We start from the raw sequence: 16,880 nt of genomic DNA, 5'->3' as shown, positions 1-16,880 counted from the left end.
CGTCTTTCCAGACGCGCAAAGAATTGCTGCATGTCGATGGAAGGAACATGCAGTAGCTAAAGATAGGGTGACCCCAGCCAAAGCAGGCGGTTCGCCAGACGATTCGGGAAGGGCTGATTGCGCAATCCCGCAAGGGTAACCTCCTCCGCCGACGTCAATGCCGCGCAGATCTTATGGCTGACTGCCTGCGCAAACGCGTCGTCGAGGACCTCGAGATCGAACTCGAAATTGAGGCGCAGCGAGCGCGGGTCGAGGTTGCTCGAACCGACATAGGTCCAACGCTCATCGACGACCATCAGCTTGGAATGGTTGAACGCTCCCTGTGCCCGCCACACTCGGCAATGGCCTTTGAGAACCTGGTCGAACTGGGCAGTCATTGCCCTGTCGATGAGGGTCAGATTGTTGACGGCCGGCACGACGATGTCCACTTCCACGCCCCTGCGGGCGGCGGTCACCAGGGCGCTGACCAGTTCCTTGTCCGGAAGGAAATACGGCGACATCAGGCGGATATGCTTGCGCGCAACCGAGAAGGCGCCCATCAGCATCTTATGATTAGTCTCATTCGTGCTGTCCGGACCGGACGGAACCGCGCGCATGAGGACTGGGGGCGTGTCCGGTATCTCCTCCGGCACGCCGATCTTCCATTCATCGCCCTCAAGGCTCTCACCGCTTGAAAATTGCCAGTCCTCCGCAGCGACCTGGAAAATGTCGGCAACAACCGGTCCGGTGACACGGAAATGCGTGTCGAATGAGGCCGTCTTTCCCGCCACTTCGGTTGTGAAGCCGGCGCGAATGTTCATGCCGCCGGCGAAAGCGACAACGCCATCAACGACCAGAATCTTCCGGTGGGTTCTGAGATTCGCATAGGGCAGTCTCAGCCCCATGATGATGTTGCCGTTGAAGACCGCGGTCGGTACCCCGCCTTCCTTCAGGTAGCTGACGACGCTCGGCACCGAATAGCGTGCCCCGACCGCATCGATCAAAACCCTGACGCTGACGCCGCGTTTCGCCGCCGCAATGAGCGCATCGGCAAAGCGCAGGCCGATCGGATCCCTGTCGAAGATGTAGCTTTCGATGAGGATGCTGCGGCGCGCACCGGCAATTTCCTCAAGCATTGCGCCATAGACGGTATCACCGCCTTCCAACATGGTGATGTGGTTTCCCGTCGACATCGCATGCCGCGCGACCCTGTCTCCCAGCATCTTCATCGCAGCAAAGCGGTGTCCGAAGCGGACGGCGACTTCGTCGTGCGTCACGTCGTAACGGCCGAACTGATCTGCCCCTCGCGGGCGCAACAACGAGCGCTGCAGGCCGATGGACGTACGACGAATGCGATTGATGCCCGCAACCGCGTAGACCACCGCCCCTATTACCGGTGACAGCAAGACGACGCCGACCCAGCCGGCGGCGGCGCGTACATCGTCCTTGGTCATCGCTGCGTGGACGATCGCCGGTATGCCCAAAGCGAAGGAGAGCAGCGCCAGAAAGTGCGGCCAGTAGTTTTCGACGAACTCGATCATGCGACGGACTATAGAGCCAGACAGGGCGGAATCAATTCCTGCAACCGTCAGCAGAAATGCGGCGCGCGGAAAGCGATATTGCGCCGCGGCCGATTGTTTCCCTTGAGCGGCGCCGATGTTCCCAGGTATCGGATTTGTCAAAAGAATTCGCAGTCGCTACAACGGATCGTCCGCGCGGATTCACGTATAAGAAAGGCGATGCTGGCCCATGAAGATTGCCACCTGGAACATCAACGGCGCCAAGGCACGCCTCGACGGAGTCGTCGCCTGGCTCAAGGAATCGAACCCGGACATCGCCTGCCTGCAGGAAATCAAATCAGTGGACGAGGCATTTCCGAGGAGTGAGATCGAAGCACTCGGCTACCACGTGGAAACGCACGGCCAGAAGGGCTTCAATGGCGTCGCACTGCTCTCGAAAATGCGGCCAGACGAAGTCAATCGTGGCCTGCCGGGAGACGAGATGGACGAGCAGGCACGCTTTATAGAGGGCGTCTTCTCGGTTAAAGACGGCGCGATCCGCGTGTGTTGCCTCTACCTGCCGAACGGAAGTCCCGTCGACAGCGAAAAATACCCTTACAAGCTAAGCTGGATGCAGCGCCTGGCGACCTTCGCGGAACAGAGGCTCAGGCTCGAAGAACCGCTCATTCTCGCCGGCGACTACAATGTCATTCCGGAAGCCCACGATTGCTGGGACGTCAAGGTCTGGCAGAACGATGCGCTCTTCCTGCCGGAAACGCGAGCGGCTTTCCGGCGTCTTCGCAATCTCGGATTCACCGACGCCGTGCGCGCCACCTCGGACGAGGTGCCGCTCTATTCATTCTGGGACTATCAGGCCGGATGCTGGCCGAAAAATTTCGGCATTCGCATCGATCACCTGATGATGTCGCCCGAGGCCGCCGACAAGCTCTTGTCTACGGCGATAGAAAAACACGTGCGCTCCTGGGAAAAACCGTCCGACCACGTGCCGGTCGCAGGCGAATTCGCCTTCGAAGCGGCATAGTCGCTACCGCCTGTTTTCTTAGATCGTAGCCGATCTGATGACAAAAACATGCAGCAATTCGAAGTGCTACAGCGTCCTTTGCGCGTCCAACAAGACGCGCGGCGCTGTAGGCCTGATCTAATCGTCGTCTGCCTGTAGGTGCATGTTCTGCGACATGGTGATCGCCACGCGGCGATCGTCTTCAGTCGCCAGCGAGAAGGCCTGCTCCTGCATCGACTGCAGCCAGGGCTTGTCCTTCGGCGAACACTGGTCAAGCGCCGCGGTCATATAGGCAAGGCCACGAACGGTCTGGCCTTCCTGAAAAATGACGTTTCCGAACACGCCCATGGCTCCGGCATGGCCATTCTTGCGTGCGCGGTTCAACCACTTCTTGGCCTGTTGAACATTGACGGTGCCGCCCTCGCCCGAAAGCAGCATGCGCGCCAGCTGAAATTGCGCCTCCGCGACACCGAACGTCGACGCCGCCTGAAAATACAACTGCCGGGCCTGTGCCAGGTCCACTTTCACCGGGCTGTCGGGAATGCCGCGCCGATAGTAGCCGGCAAGCGAGATCAGCGCATTAACAAAATAACCCGTGTCTTCCGACCCGGGTTCGACGCCCTGCTGGGCAATTTCGCTGTAGATCTTGAACGCTTCTAGATCGTTCTCGGTGACCCCGTCGCCATAGGCATACATATTGGCGAGTGCCCAGCGCGATCCCGTATGCCCCTTTTCGGCGGCATAACGATAGGCCTCGACCGCTTCGTCCTTCCTGCCGTTCTTGTAGGCGGAAAAGCCAAACTTGAAGAGGGCGAACGGGCCGGATTCCTTGGAAACGCCCGCTCCCGGATCGAATGCTCGCGCGGGCCCTGCGGTGGAGGCACCAACCGCCAGCGACACACCGAGCACCGCAATCCTAAGCGACTTGAATTCACCCGCGAGCATCACAATCAATTTCTTCCGTTCCAGCCGGCAACGCCGAACTCACCACCGCTGCAAACATCAATCTGTGCACGGTTGCTTGCCATTCGAGTGCTCACAGATCCTTGGCAAGGCTAAGACCATGCGTATCTGTCGCTAAATTTTCCCGCGCATCTCCTCCCCCAACGCCGATCACGGATCGGCAAGGCGTTTGATGCCAATTGCGACGGGATGTCCTGACAGCGCACAAACTCAATTCACCTCAAAACGCAGGTACTGCACTCGATCGCACATTTGTGGCTATCATCGCTGCTCTCATTTTGTGGCGGGAAATGGACATAGTTGAACCGGCCACGATACTAGCAAACCATAGCAGCAAATGTGTTGCTGAATCGTCACATTCATGAACGCTCATAAAATGGTGCCGTCAGCCGAAAATATGCCGCCCGATAAAAGGAAGGCCCGGGGAAACCGGGCCTCAAACACCCCAGACGAGGGGATCAGAACCTAACCTTTAGCGATGTTGAGATCGCACCGACAAAATCATTGTCGAAGTCATAGGTCACGTCGTCGCCGATCACTTGCCCGTCAAAGGTGACCGGTCCCGAACTGCCGCTCGTCAGGATCCCAACACTACCGGCAAGGCGTACTTCGACATTCTGGTTCGGCGTGTAGGAAACGCCGGTACCAAGCAGCCAGGTATCTGTCTGACTACCATAGCCGTGGCTAGTGCCTCGATCCCAGGTTAGGCTGACTGCCCCGCTCCACTGATCGTTGAACTTGTGGCCGATGCCGCCGCTGATTGTCCAGCCGTCCCGATACAGGAGGTCCAGGCTTGTGCAGGGTGTCGCGGCGGTTACGGTCGCGGGGCAGAATTTGACAACCTGCAATTGACTCCAATCCGTCCACTTGACGGAGCCGAATGCGAGCCACCCGGGTGCTATGCCGGACTGGACCTTGAGCTCCAGCGAATCCGGCATCGAAGCGGCGCCACTGACGTCGTACTTAGTGCCGGTAGCCAGGATGGGTGGGCCGCCGCCGGGATTGGGAACAAAAAATCCCAACTGCCGCAAGTCAATGAAACCGGAAAGGTTATCCAGATCGACGGCGCTGTTGTAAACGAGACTGGCGCGCATCGCGTATTCAGGTATTTCGTAAGCTACGCCCGTTCGCCAACCCCACCCGCTATCCTCGAGTTCAAGCCGCCCGACGCCCGAGAATATGCCGTTAAGCGGTGTGCCTGTGTAGTCCTGCACTAGCCGCTCTTTAAAGCCACCCACTTCCTGGTAGAAGCCACCGCCAATAACGCGCAAGTAGCCAGGCCCCATCTCCCATTTGTAGGAGCAGGTGGCTGCGTAGTTGTCGCTTTCGACTTTCGTTTCGATGTTGTTATTGGCACCGGCCCAATTCTTGCCGGGATTGGTATGGGCGCCCCAAGGCTGCGAGTAGTCCGCCATACAGTCAATACTGTCACCCAAAGCAGCCTTTACGCCAATGCGGGGCGCCCAATAGCTTTCCGTGTCATCCGCAGCATTCGGACGGCCATTCAGGTTGCCGCCGCCGAACGTGCCTCCAAGCACATCTGTATTCGCAGTATCCGTATCCCGGACATTCTTCAGTTCACGCTGCGGATTGACGTAGGTCGCCGTTGCTTCGGCAGCATAATCCGACGGGTCGAACAACAAATCGATATTGTAACCGCTGCGCTCAAGCCCCCCAGCGTGCGCAGCCGATACCACGAGCATTCCGGCGACGACCGCCAAAATGCCCTGCTTCATTCCATTTTGAGCCATTAAGCTCCTCCCCCTGCACTTTCAGCGTGCGACAATCCAGCTCCTGTCGCGCTTGGCCGGGAGTATCCTCACGATTGCGTGAAATGGCAAACCGCGGACTCGTGGGATTAGCCGGCGGATAGACCATCAGATTTACGTAAGAATTCCATGATCTAGACACAATTCCGGAATTGGGGAACGGTTTTCCAAGGAGGACCAATCATTCCGTATAGTTGAAAAAAATATTCCACTTCTACGGCGAGGTGTGACTGCGGAACAACAATTTCGGTTTTTGCGCCGTTAAGGCGCAAGCATCTTTGGGCAGGCAGTCAATAAAACTAAGGCGTGTATTGCCGCGCTCAATCGCGTCGGATCGACGTCTGATTCGAATTATCCTGGGTGCAGAATAGAAAATCCGCGATATTTCTACCGCGGATTGCAACTTGTTCCAAGTATTCGGACCGAAGCGCCGCGATTCCGGAAGGAATGCGTCGGCCTGTCGCCTCAACCCGCTTCCGACACGCGGCTGAGGGCGACCCCAAGCGAATCCTTCTGCAGGTCCAGTTCCACGAGCCTTTCGCGCTCTGCCTCGACCAACTCGGCCTTCGCGTTGGCGACGAACTTCTCGTTGGCGAGCTTACCGAGAATTCTCTCACGCTCGACCTCAACCTTGGCGATTGCCTTCTCGAGCCGGATCTTCTCTGCTGAAAGGTCGATAAGGCTGCCGAGCGGAAGGCAGGCTGTCGCTTCGGCGATGACGATCTGGGCGCTGCCGCGCGGCGCCACCGCCGCATGCTCGATGCTCTCCACTCTCGCAAGGCGCTTTATCGCCGAGGCATGCCGGTCAAGGCGCTCGCTGGTCAGCCCATTTGCACCGACGATCACGAGTGGCGCCGTCGCTGCCGGGGGAACATTCATTTCGGCGCGCACCGAGCGAATGCCCGAGACGAGATCGATCAACCAGTTGATTTCGTCTGCGGCAGCATCATCCGCGTAGAAGGCTGACGGCCATTCCGCGTGACACAGCAGCGTATCACGCTCGCGTCCGGGACCAGCGGTCTTCTCCCAAAGCTCCTCCGTCATGAACGGCATGAACGGATGCAAGAGCTTGTAGGTCTCGTCCAGCACGTAAGCGACGCAGGCCTGAGACTCGCGCTTGGCCTCTTGGTCTTCGCCGTTGAAAACGGGCTTCAAGAGTTCGAGGTACCAGTCGCAGAACTGGTTCCAGACAAAGCGATAGAGACCGCCGGCCGCTTCGTTGAAGCGGTACCCGTCGATCGCCTCCGTTACGTCGCGGATCGTTCGCGAAAGCTCGGTCAGAATCCAGCGGTTGATGGTCAGCGACGTGGCTTCGGGAATGAATCCTTCGCTGTTCGTCACGCCATTCATCTCGGCGAAGCGCGTCGCATTCCAGAGCTTGGTGCCGAAGTTGCGGTAGCCGGCAATGCGGGCCGGGTCGAGTTTCACGTCGCGCCCCTGCGCCGCCATGATCGCCAGGGTGAAGCGCAGCGCGTCGGCGCCGTATTCGTCCATCAGTTCCAATGGGTCGATGACGTTACCTTTCGACTTCGACATCTTCTGGCCGTTCTTGTCGCGAACGAGCGCGTGGACGTAAACGGTGTGGAACGGCTCGACCGGCGTGCCGTCGGCGTCCTTCATGAAATGAAGGCCCATCATCATCATACGGGCGACCCAGAAGAAGATGATGTCAAAGCCGGTCACCAGAACATCCGTCTGGTAGTATCTTTCGAGTTCCGGCGTTTCGTTCGGCCATCCGAGCGTTGAGAACGGCCAGAGGGCGGACGAGAACCAAGTGTCCAGCACGTCCTCGTCGCGCGTCAGGATTTCGCCTGGCTTGAAGTTTTCGAGAAGGTCTTCGACATAGGCCTTCATCGGCCCTTCATGCGCGATGTAGTGCTGGATCGCGGCGTGCAGCGCCTCTTCCTCGGTCTTCTCCACGAAGATCTGGCCGTCGGGACCGTACCACGCGGGTATCTGGTGCCCCCACCAGAGCTGGCGCGAAATGCACCAGGGCTGGATGTTCTCCATCCATTCGAAGTAGGTCTTTTCCCAGTTCTTCGGAACGAAGTTGGTCCGGCCTTCCCTGACCGCGGCAATCGCGGGCTTGGCCAAGGTCTTGGCATCGACATACCATTGCTCGGTCAGCCGGGGCTCGATCGGTACCCCGCCGCGGTCACCATGCGGCACGGTGTGCCTGTGCGGCTCGATGTGATCGACAAGCCCCGCCTCGTCGAGGATCTCGACGATCAGCTTGCGAGCCTCGAAACGGTCCTTGCCTTCGAGTTGATCCCAGGCGCCGTGAAGCGCAGCCGGGTGATCGAGGTCTTCAAGGAAGTCCTCGTTATTCTTGATCGTGATCCGCCCGTCCGCAGTCAGGACATTGACCTGGCGAAGTCCTCTCCGCTTGCCGACGTCGAAGTCGTTGAAGTCGTGGGCCGGCGTCATCTTGACGGCACCGGTGCCCGTCGCCGGATCGGGGTATTCATCGGCCACGATCGGAATCCGCCGCCCGACGATTGGCAGGATCACGTGCTTGCCGACAATACCCTTGTAGCGGACGTCATCCGGATGGACCGCAACGCCGGTATCGCCGAGCATCGTCTCCGGACGCGTGGTGGCAACGACGAGATAGTCGCGGGCCTCCCATTCCGTCGCGTTGCCGTCTTCATCGAAGGCCACGGGATGCTGGTATGTAACGCCCTCTTCCAGCGGATACCGTAGATGCCAGAGATGGCCATTGACCTCGACCTGCTCGACTTCGATATCCGAGATCGCCGTCTGCAGCTTCGGGTCCCAGTTGACGAGGCGTTTGTCGCGGTAGATCAGACCTTCCTTATAGAGGCTGACAAAGACCTCGATCACGGCCTCGGACAAGCCGTCGTCCATTGTAAAGCGTTCGCGCGACCAGTCGCACGACGCCCCCAGCCGCTTCAACTGGTTGAAGATCAGACCACCGGATTCGGCCTTCCACTCCCAAACCTTTTCGACGAACGCTTCACGCCCCATCTCACGCCGACCGGGCAGTTTTCTCTGCGCGAGCTGACGCTCGACGACCATCTGTGTGGCGATGCCGGCGTGATCCATGCCCGGCTGCCAGAGCACATCCTTGCCGCGCATACGCTCGAAACGCACCATGATGTCCTGCAGCGTGTTGTTCAGCGCATGGCCCATATGCAACGAGCCCGTCACGTTCGGCGGCGGAATCACAATGCAGAAGCTATCGGCCCCGGGCTTTGCGCCGGCGCCAGCACGAAACGCGTTTTCTTCGTCCCACTTCTTGGCGATACGCGGGTCGACGGCTGCGGAATCGTAGGTCTTATCAAGCATTTTTCGGCCAGTTTATTGGAGATTGATGTCAGCGTTTTGTAAACCGGAAGGCCCGGCGCAAGTCAACACAAACGGCAAAAAAGCCGCAAGCGATTACGCCCGCGACTTTACAGCGCCGCGCGTCCTATGGACGCGCTACAGCGCCGTGCGTCCTTCAGGACGCACAAAGGACGCTGTAAGTCTTTGAATCTACGCATCGTTCTTTCCGAAAATCGATTCCGATTTTCGGGCCGATGCGCTGAGGTCGCTGTAGCACTTGGAAGTGCTGCATTATTTTATCCTTAAATCGATTCCGATTAAGGAATTATGCAGTAGCTCTCCGCAGAAGCCCGCGTCAGCGACGAGGACCGCGCGCGACGCGTTCGATTTCCTCGCGCACCAAACGCTCGACCAAGGTTGGCAGATTATCATCCAGCCATTCCTGCAGCATTGGCCGAAGCATCGCTTCCGCAATCTCGTCGAAGGAACGCCTGGGTCCCTGCTCGACGGCATGGGCAAGGTCTTCGAATGAGCGCGCCACCTGGCGGCTGACCGCCGGAGACACAATCGCGCTCAGCGGCGTCTCTTCGGTGTCGGCCACCTCCTCCCGAACGGTCGCCATTGACGACGTGCTGGGCTCGGCAACCGTCCGTTCTACGGAAACATCCCCGACCGGCTCGTCTTCCGCTTTCCTCACGCTCACGTTTAGCGGAGTCGCAGGCGAAGAGACCGCCGCCATTCGCGAGGTAATTACCGGATTGTCCTGCACCGGAGGCGCAGGGGCCGGGCCGACGTGATCCTTTGAAGCATAGTTCACCGCGTGACGTTCGGAGGCGGCTCTTACCCTTGCCGCGACGTCAGCAAGCGAAAGCGGCGGCTGCGGCGAAGCCTGGGTTTCTGCCGTATTGCCGGTTGCATCGGCCGTGGACACGTAGGGCTGCATCTTTGATGAAGGACGAGGCTCTTCGGATGCACCGAACGCGGCGGCCTCGATTTCCGAGTCGATTGTCAGTTCGATGTCGTCATCGGCTTCGTCTTCGAACTCCTGCCTGACAGAGGATCCCATCTGCCCAGGCTCGTTGTTCTCGATGATCTTGCGAATGGACGCCAGAATCTCGTCCATCGAAGGTTCACGCGCGACATTGAGCTGTGCCATTTCCATCCTCGTTTGGTGCGGCCAAGCACGGGCTTCAAAAGCGTCCGTGTGCCGATTTCAAACAGACCTTAGGTGAGTTCGCGGACGAAACAAACGTCACGAATCAACCATGGAGACTCTTGCACAGATTTGTTTTTTGGGGCAGATGCCGTCTGCCCCGCCTGCTGCATGTTCCCTTAAATCGTAGCCGATTAGGGATAAAAACATGCAGCAATTCAAAGTGGTATAGCGTCCCTTGCGCGTCTGATAAGACGCACAAGGGACGCTATAGTTCATGCGGTCAGCGGCCGTCGACGGTCCGCAGGCCGAACCACTTGTCCTTGACGGCTTCGTAGTGCTCTTCCGAGCGATATTCCGCAACCGCGAGGCCTTGAGTCTTGACGGTCAGCCGGCCCATAGCCGCGAGCAGCGAATAGCTCGCCACGACGGCATCGCGCTGCGCTGCGGCGAGCGACTCCTGCGCGTCGAGAACGTCCTGTTGCGAGTCGAGGACGTCGAGCGTGGTGCGCTGGCCCACCTTTCGCTCTTCGATAACGCCCTCAAGAGCCAGGTTGGCGGCCGAAATCTGCGACCTGCTTGCGGTGATTCGCGCGAGAGCGGAATCAAGCTGAGCATAGGCCGAGACCACGGTCTGCTGAACCGAGGCACGCGCAGAGTCGACGAGGATTCGCTGCTGACCCAGGATTTCCTTGGCCTGGCGTATCTGTCCGTATTCAGCACCGCCCTGATAGATCGGCACTTCCAACCGCGCCGTCACACTTGCGGTGGTGTCGTCCAATCCATTGCCGACATTGCCGGTATTACGCGTCACCGCTCCCTGCAGCACGACGCCGGGCAGCATCGTGCCTTCGGCCGACTTCACCTGGAAGCCTGCCGAATCGACAGCATACTGCGCGGCCAGAATCTGCGGATTTTCCCGCAAGCCCGTAGCCACCGCCTGATCGAGGGATCTCGGCATGCTCTTGTTGGCCGGCGCCGGCTGCCTGATTCCCGTGGGAGCCGCGCCGACAATCTGCACGTAGACCGCTTCGCTCTGCTTGAGCTGGGCGATCGCGCTGACCAGCAAGGACTGCGCGTTGGCGAGTTCCGCCTCGGCCTGGCTCACATCCGTGCGCGTTCCTTCACCCACCTCGAGGCGCGCTTGCGAGGCATTCAGCTGCTCTCTCAGGAACGCCAGGTTCTGCCTGCGGATCGAAACAACCTGCTGATCGCGAGCGATATTCGCATAGGCCTGCGCTGCAGCGAGAAGGATCTGGATTTCATTGGCCTTCAACGTTTCGCGGCTCGAAAAGACATTCGATTCGGCGGCCCTGACGTTGTTCAGCGTCTGAAACCCATCGAAAATCATCTGAGTGATGCTAATGCCGACTTGGCCACTATGAAAGTCGCCACCAAGACCAGGCCTCTCACCGTCGACACGAGTCAATGTACCGGTAGCGGCCGCCGAGACCTGCGGCCGGAAGCCAGATTTGGCGATCGGAACCCCTTCATCGGTGGCGCGAAGGCCAGCGCGTGCGGCATTGAGATCCGGGTTGTTCGCATAGGCCTTCGCCATTGCGCCGGCGATCGTCTCTGCCAGCGCCGCATGCGGCGCGATCAGCACACTGGTCGAGACAGCCGCCCACAAGGCTGCTTTGCGGACAATCGACACCATCTTCCCTCCGATCAGCCGAGGCAGCTGCGCCGCCCCGCAATTACCAGCAAGTCCGCTTCGGGCGACCTGCAAAACTATCGTGGCGACATGCTCGTGCACCCATCGGCGAGCAAATCACTACCCCTGTGCTCTTTGAAACCCGGATTCGGTCTTGCGACAACTGTCCACTGACGCTCTCGGCAGCCATTTCAAAAAGAAACAGAGGATACGTTGCCAATTGGCAACATTGCGATTTTGGTAACAACGCTTCTATGCTGAGTGTCACCAATATGAGGTGCCTCAGAAAACAAAAGTGCGCTCGCGGCGAAATCCGGGAAGAGGCTTGACGGCCGTGTTGAAGTCCGACCGTTCCGAGATCCTGCCGAATCCACGCACATAAACTTTCGCACGAGATGCGTTACTAAATCCTTCAACCGTCACGAGGCGCCCGCCGTCGCGCAGTTGCCCGAAAAGGCCCGCCGGAATTGTTTCCACTGCACCGTTGATGAAAATCACGTCATAGGGAGATTCTGCGACGTAGCCTTCGGCAAGGTCGCCCGTCACCACCGCAATATTGTCATAGCCAAGGCGCGCGAGCGTCGCAGTCGCTGTAGCGGCCAGCCCCTCGTCGCTCTCCAGTGCGACGACAGAGCCGGCAATCAGAGATAGCAATGCGGAGGCATAACCTGTCCCGCACCCAATCTCGAGCACAACATCGGACTTGGAAATTCCGGCGAGCTGCAACAGCTTCGCGAGCGGCGATGGCTCCATCAAGTAGCGCGGTTCGGCGCCGCCAACGAGTTCGATATCGGCATCGATATAGGCCAGTTCCTTTAATTTGGCGGGCACGAACTCCTCGCGAGGAACGGAAAGGAAGGCGGACAGCACCGAATGGGAGTTCACATCCGTGGTCCGAACCTGATTGTCGACCATCTTAATGCGCGCTGCTTCGAAGTTCATGGTACTGCCCTCGTATCCCGGATAGGCGCGGCGCCGGTGTCCGGAAAATCCGCGCGATCTTGCATTTGGCCGCCGATGCGCAGCCCGTTGCCTAAGCTCATAAATCGGCGCATCGCCGGTTTCAAGCGACAGCGACATTTCGGCGAGCAAAAAGGGAAGGATGGCAACGGCTCACGACAGGAGCGGCAGCGCCTCCACGACGAAGAGCGCAGCGACGTGCCTCGTGATCGGCGGACCGCTCGGAGCGGATCGCTCAAAGATTCGGTTTCAGCAAGACAGGCAGTGCCTCGAAGCGTGGCGACAAATCTTGAAGCCAAGGGCTGCAGGTGGCCAGAGCGCCGTGCATTCAAAAGAACGCACAAGGCGCCTCTAGCGCTTTGATTCTAGTGCATCTTATCCGCTTTCAACTATGCCATTTGAAAGCGGGATGCTCTAACGCCCGGGCGCCGCCTCGAGCCCGACAAGGGCGATCTTGCTGTAGCCTGCGTCTTGAATGAGATTCATAACTGTCATCAGTTCGCCGTAATCGACCAAGCGATCCGCGCGCAGGAGCACGCGCGTTTCGGTGCTCCCGTTCGTTATCCGCTTGAGTTCCGAAACGAAGCTTTCGCGAGCCGTTTCCTCGTTGCCGATCGCCAGCGTCAAGTCTGCCTTCAATGTCACGAAAACCGGCTTGTCGTCCCTTGGCGCGGGCTTGGCCACCGATTGCGGCAGGTCGACCTTCATGTCGACGGTCGCCAAGGGTGCAGCAACCATGAAGATAATCAGCAGGACGAGCATGACGTCGATGAAGGGCGTCACGTTGATCTCGCTGTTCTCGTCGAGATCGCCACCGCTTTCGGAAATCCGTCCCGCCATCCCCTTATCCGATCCTGGTTATCGAAGCATCGACATAGCCGTCGCGCCTCTGCGGCTGGGCCTTGCGCACATGTCGATGGTCGAGGTCGCGGCTCACCAATCGTTCCACCGCTGCCGCCGCATCCGCCAGGATGAGCTTGTAGCCGCTTACCGACCGCGCGAAGTAGTTGTAAATCACCACCGCGGGAATGGCCGCGACGAGGCCGATGGCTGTCGCCAGCAAAGCCTCGGCAATACCGGGCGCTACGATCGCCAGGTTGGTCGTCTGCGCTTTACTGATGCCGATAAACGAATTCATGATCCCCCAAACCGTACCGAACAGCCCGACGAAGGGACCAACTGAACCGATCGAAGCCAGAATGCCGGTGCCGCCGCTCATCTGCTTGCCGGCACGAATCTCGATACGGCCGAGTAGCGATGACACGCGCTCTTTGATGCCGGTGGCCGGGGCATGATCCAGAACCGCCTCTGAACGGGCCATTTCGTCGACCGCTGCCGCGACCATTTCCGCAGCAACGCCGGCCTTGCGGTCGAGTCCGGCCTTGACCTCGGCGAGGCCATTCGCATCGCTGAGCACTCGGACTGCGCGTCTCAGCCGCGATTTTGCACCGACGAGTTCTATCGTCTTCACAAGGAAAATCGCCCAGGTGACGACGGATGCCATCGCCAGGCCGATCATCACGCCCTTGACGACGATATCGGCAGCAAGAAACATACCGATCGGCGAAAGATCGTGCGGAAGGACCGGGTTGGCGCTTGCGCCCGGCGCCGCGGCGTCGACAGATGCAGGCAAAGCGGGGGCAGTCGTGACACTCGCTTCGCCGCCGTCGGTGGCGGCCGGTCCCGCAACGGCGGGCGCCGCGCCCTGCGCTTGCCGGGCGACCGCTGACGAGGGATCTTGCCGCACCGTTTGGGCGAAGCCTGTTGAAACCGCTCCGACAAGTGAAATGGCGAGCGTAGCCGCCAACCACAGATTCGATTGCGGCCGAGTCCGGTGTGACATCTCGTTCCTCACATATTGTGCGCCTGTCTTGCCGCCTGGCCGCGATGCAACCCGGGGACGAGCACGCCTGCATGCCTTCGCACGCTCTTTACGACGAACTATGACCGAATGGCAAGGATTTGTGGAGTAAAGTAATCAAGAATATTGACCTAATCGCATTCTTCCCGCGATCGCGCGAGTCTAGAGAGTGCCTTGCTCGTGGGAGAAGTCGTTGCTGCGCCAGTCATACCGGCGGTGCCGTTGCCATGGCCTCTCCGTGGAGGCGAACGACTTCGCGATCCGCATGCGGGGTGGCGCCGCGGCCTGCGTCTCATCGGCATAAATCTCGATCGCGCCACTCCGCCGCAGAGTCTCAGCCGTCACAATCAGCGCCCGGCTCGATTTGCAGGACGGCAACGGCCGACGGGTGTCTGCGATGACGAGGTCTGCTGCCTCGCATAAGGACGGAAACAGTTCGGGGGCGTCGACGATGATGATGGTCCAGCCCTCGTGGCCGCGGCCGACACACCATTCGCCCTTGCGGCAGATAAAGCCGCCTGCTTTCACGGATGATAAGATCTCAGCCACTTTCGCCACGCTCGCCGTTGGGTCGCGCACTGCCGTTATTGCCGCTGTAGCCCCGGCACTCTCGACGACAGGCGCAACATGATTGGGGACGGCAAGCGCCCGTTGCCATTGCGAGAAGATAAAGTCCGGCGGCCGGGGCCGGTTGGTGCCGATGGCGCCTTCGGCGATCAGCCCGACCAACTGGCCATCTTCCGATATCACGACCGAAGGACGTTGGGCCTGGCGCTCCCAGGCAATCGCCGTGCCGCCGAACATGATCAAGACCGCACCAAAGAGCGCCAGCCGCGTTCGAAGCACACACAGCACGATGCCGCCGAACGCCGCCAGGGCAAAACCGGTCGCGCCCACCCGTCCCGTCACCCACTCACCGTCGAACGAAGCCACGTAGCGCGCTACCGCGAGCATCCAATCCAGCCCCTGCCCCATCACCACCAGAGGATAATATTCAAGCCCGAATGGCATAAGCAGCATGGCGAACAATCCGAACGGCATGATGAGGATGCTTATCAATGGTGTGGAGAGGACGTTGGCAATTAATCCATAGGCCGGCAACCGATGAAAATGGGCGGCGGCATAGACTGCCGTCGCCAAGCCGCCGATAAGAGACGTGGCGACGCTGCCTATGGCAAAGTTCGACGCCGGCTCCCAACGGTGGCCGCCGGTTACTCCCTCCCGTTCCCGCATTCGATGTTCGCGCCAGCGAGCGTAGCCAGCCACAAGGGCCAGGGTAGCGGCGAAGGACATCTGGAATCCCGGCCCGGCAACCGCCGACGGTGTCCAGGCGATGATAACGATTGCCGCCAGAGCGACATTCCGCAGGCTGATCGAAACGCGGTCGAAAAAGACGGCTACGAGCATGATGGAGATCATGATCCACGAGCGAAGCGCCGAGACTGCACCACCAGCGATCAGGATATAGAGCAGGACCATCACGAGGGCCCCCGCTGCGGCGATCTTCTTGACCGGCAACCGTTCGGCCAGGCCCGGAACCAGACTTAGCAGCGTCCGCGCTCCAACAAGAAAGGTCCCCGCCGCGAGGACCATGTTCAGCCCCGAAATAGCCAGAACATGCGATAGGCCGGCAGCTCTCAGGGTTTCGACGGTTTCGCGGCTGATGGCTCGCTCTTCGGCAGTGATGAGCGCCGCCGCAATCGCACCCGTATCACCCCCGACCACGGTCCGGATCCGATCTCCAACGGCTTCACGCATGTCAGCAAGGAAGGCCATGCCTTGCGCAAACAAGGAGATGTCGGTGCGAAACGCTGCAATATCCCCATCCAACGCCTGTCGCGGCGCGCCGTAGAAAAACCCGACCGCGCCAATCCCCTTGAAGAAGGCGTCGAACGCAAAGTCGTTCAGGCCGGGCAGCGCGGGTCCAGAAGGCGGGGAAAGCCGCGCTTTTCCCTCGATGATCGCCCCGACCGGAAACCCGCCGTGCGGACTTCGAGCGAGGAGTGTTGCCTTGGAGGGCGGTCTGCGCAGCCGCGGCTTGGACGTTTCCTTAATCTCGACGAGATAGCGCCAGCGACCTTTATCATCCTGCTCGCGCGACAACACGCTTCCGCGAATGCTCGTCGTGACCGGGCCATCGAGAATGACCGTGCCGAGGCGCGCGGTCTCCGCCGCTGCCAGCAACATGCCGGCAACGAAGATGAAAGGCGCGGCGGCGATCGGTCGCCAAGGCGCGAAACGCCCTCGGCACAGGAGCGCCGCTATGCCGAAAACGCAAAGCAGCGGTGCAAGTTTGGCAATTCCGACATCATACGCCAGCGCGAACCAAAAGAGGGAGCCGAGCGCCAGAAGCACCGGGATCAGCACGAAGCCGTGCCCAAAATCGGCTTCCTCCTCCACGGCAGCGCGCAATCGCCGGACGATCGAAGCGGCCGCAGGGCCCAACGCCGAACCATTCAGCGCTGGTGACAGTCGGCGAGTGGCCCGCATTACCGCCACATCGGCGGCATGAACGGCGACTTGGCTGCCGATGAAAGGCGATGCACGACACATCGCGTCGCGCGTCGTCGGCCCTCGCTCTTCCGTCCCCATTCCCGTCCGCTCTGCCCCTCTGCGGCTTTCCGCGGATCCTGCAACTAACGAGGCCACATTGCAATCGCAACATAAGCTGCACAAAAAATAACCAGAACTATATGGAATGGTACCGCATTATCAGCTTAACGATCATTGATC

At 59.7% G+C, this 16,880-nt stretch carries 11 protein-coding genes; 1 reads left to right on the top strand and 10 read right to left on the bottom strand.

Features of this window, described 5'->3' with window-relative positions; translation table 11 throughout:
- Positions 1-56: 56 nt before the first annotated feature.
- A complete protein-coding gene (locus tag FKV68_RS08045; protein ID WP_180940983.1) occupies positions 57-1,520 on the bottom strand; it encodes a phospholipase D-like domain-containing protein in 1,464 nt (487 codons plus the stop codon).
- A gap of 208 nt (positions 1,521-1,728) precedes the next feature.
- Between FKV68_RS08045 and xth the strand changes: the two genes are divergently transcribed.
- Entirely contained in the window at positions 1,729-2,520 is a 792-nt protein-coding gene (xth, locus tag FKV68_RS08040) for an exodeoxyribonuclease III (protein ID WP_180940982.1), read from the top strand.
- Between the two features lie 117 nt (positions 2,521-2,637).
- Here xth and exoR read toward each other — a convergent pair whose 3' ends face one another.
- The 9 genes from exoR to FKV68_RS07995 form a co-directional block, all read right to left on the bottom strand.
- Positions 2,638-3,444, bottom strand: coding sequence for an exopolysaccharide production regulator ExoR (gene exoR, locus FKV68_RS08035; RefSeq protein WP_180941440.1), 807 nt, complete (start codon positions 3,442-3,444; stop codon positions 2,638-2,640).
- A gap of 476 nt (positions 3,445-3,920) precedes the next feature.
- Positions 3,921-5,213 carry an outer membrane protein transport protein gene (locus tag FKV68_RS08030; RefSeq protein ID WP_180940981.1) on the bottom strand — a complete coding sequence of 431 codons (1,293 nt, stop codon included), beginning with the start codon at positions 5,211-5,213 and terminating at the stop codon, positions 3,921-3,923.
- Between the two features lie 483 nt (positions 5,214-5,696).
- Positions 5,697-8,540 carry a valine--tRNA ligase gene (locus tag FKV68_RS08025; RefSeq protein ID WP_180940980.1) on the bottom strand — a complete coding sequence of 948 codons (2,844 nt, stop codon included), beginning with the start codon at positions 8,538-8,540 and terminating at the stop codon, positions 5,697-5,699.
- 334 nt (positions 8,541-8,874) lie between these two features.
- A complete protein-coding gene (locus FKV68_RS08020) occupies positions 8,875-9,675 on the bottom strand; it encodes a PopZ family protein (RefSeq protein ID WP_180940979.1) in 801 nt (266 codons plus the stop codon).
- Between the two features lie 280 nt (positions 9,676-9,955).
- On the bottom strand, positions 9,956-11,329 hold the full coding sequence (gene tolC / locus FKV68_RS08015; RefSeq protein ID WP_180940978.1) for an outer membrane channel protein TolC: 1,374 nt from the start codon (positions 11,327-11,329) through the stop codon (positions 9,956-9,958).
- A gap of 279 nt (positions 11,330-11,608) precedes the next feature.
- A complete protein-coding gene (locus tag FKV68_RS08010; protein WP_180940977.1) occupies positions 11,609-12,268 on the bottom strand; it encodes a protein-L-isoaspartate O-methyltransferase family protein in 660 nt (219 codons plus the stop codon).
- A 432-nt stretch (positions 12,269-12,700) separates the two neighbouring features.
- Positions 12,701-13,126, bottom strand: a complete 426-nt coding sequence (exbD, locus tag FKV68_RS08005; protein WP_180940976.1) for a TonB system transport protein ExbD — start codon at positions 13,124-13,126, stop codon at positions 12,701-12,703.
- Positions 13,127-13,130: 4 nt separating this feature from the next.
- Positions 13,131-14,129, bottom strand: a complete 999-nt coding sequence (gene exbB / locus FKV68_RS08000; RefSeq protein WP_180940975.1) for a tonB-system energizer ExbB — start codon at positions 14,127-14,129, stop codon at positions 13,131-13,133.
- Positions 14,130-14,309: 180 nt separating this feature from the next.
- Entirely contained in the window at positions 14,310-16,637 is a 2,328-nt protein-coding gene (locus FKV68_RS07995; RefSeq protein WP_342454829.1) for a ComEC/Rec2 family competence protein, read from the bottom strand.
- Between the last annotated feature and the right edge of the window lie 243 nt (positions 16,638-16,880).

The sequence above is a fragment of the Sinorhizobium mexicanum genome, from assembly GCF_013488225.1.
Lineage (GTDB): Bacteria > Pseudomonadota > Alphaproteobacteria > Rhizobiales > Rhizobiaceae > Sinorhizobium > Sinorhizobium mexicanum.
This window is presented reverse-complemented; position numbering and strand designations above follow the sequence as displayed.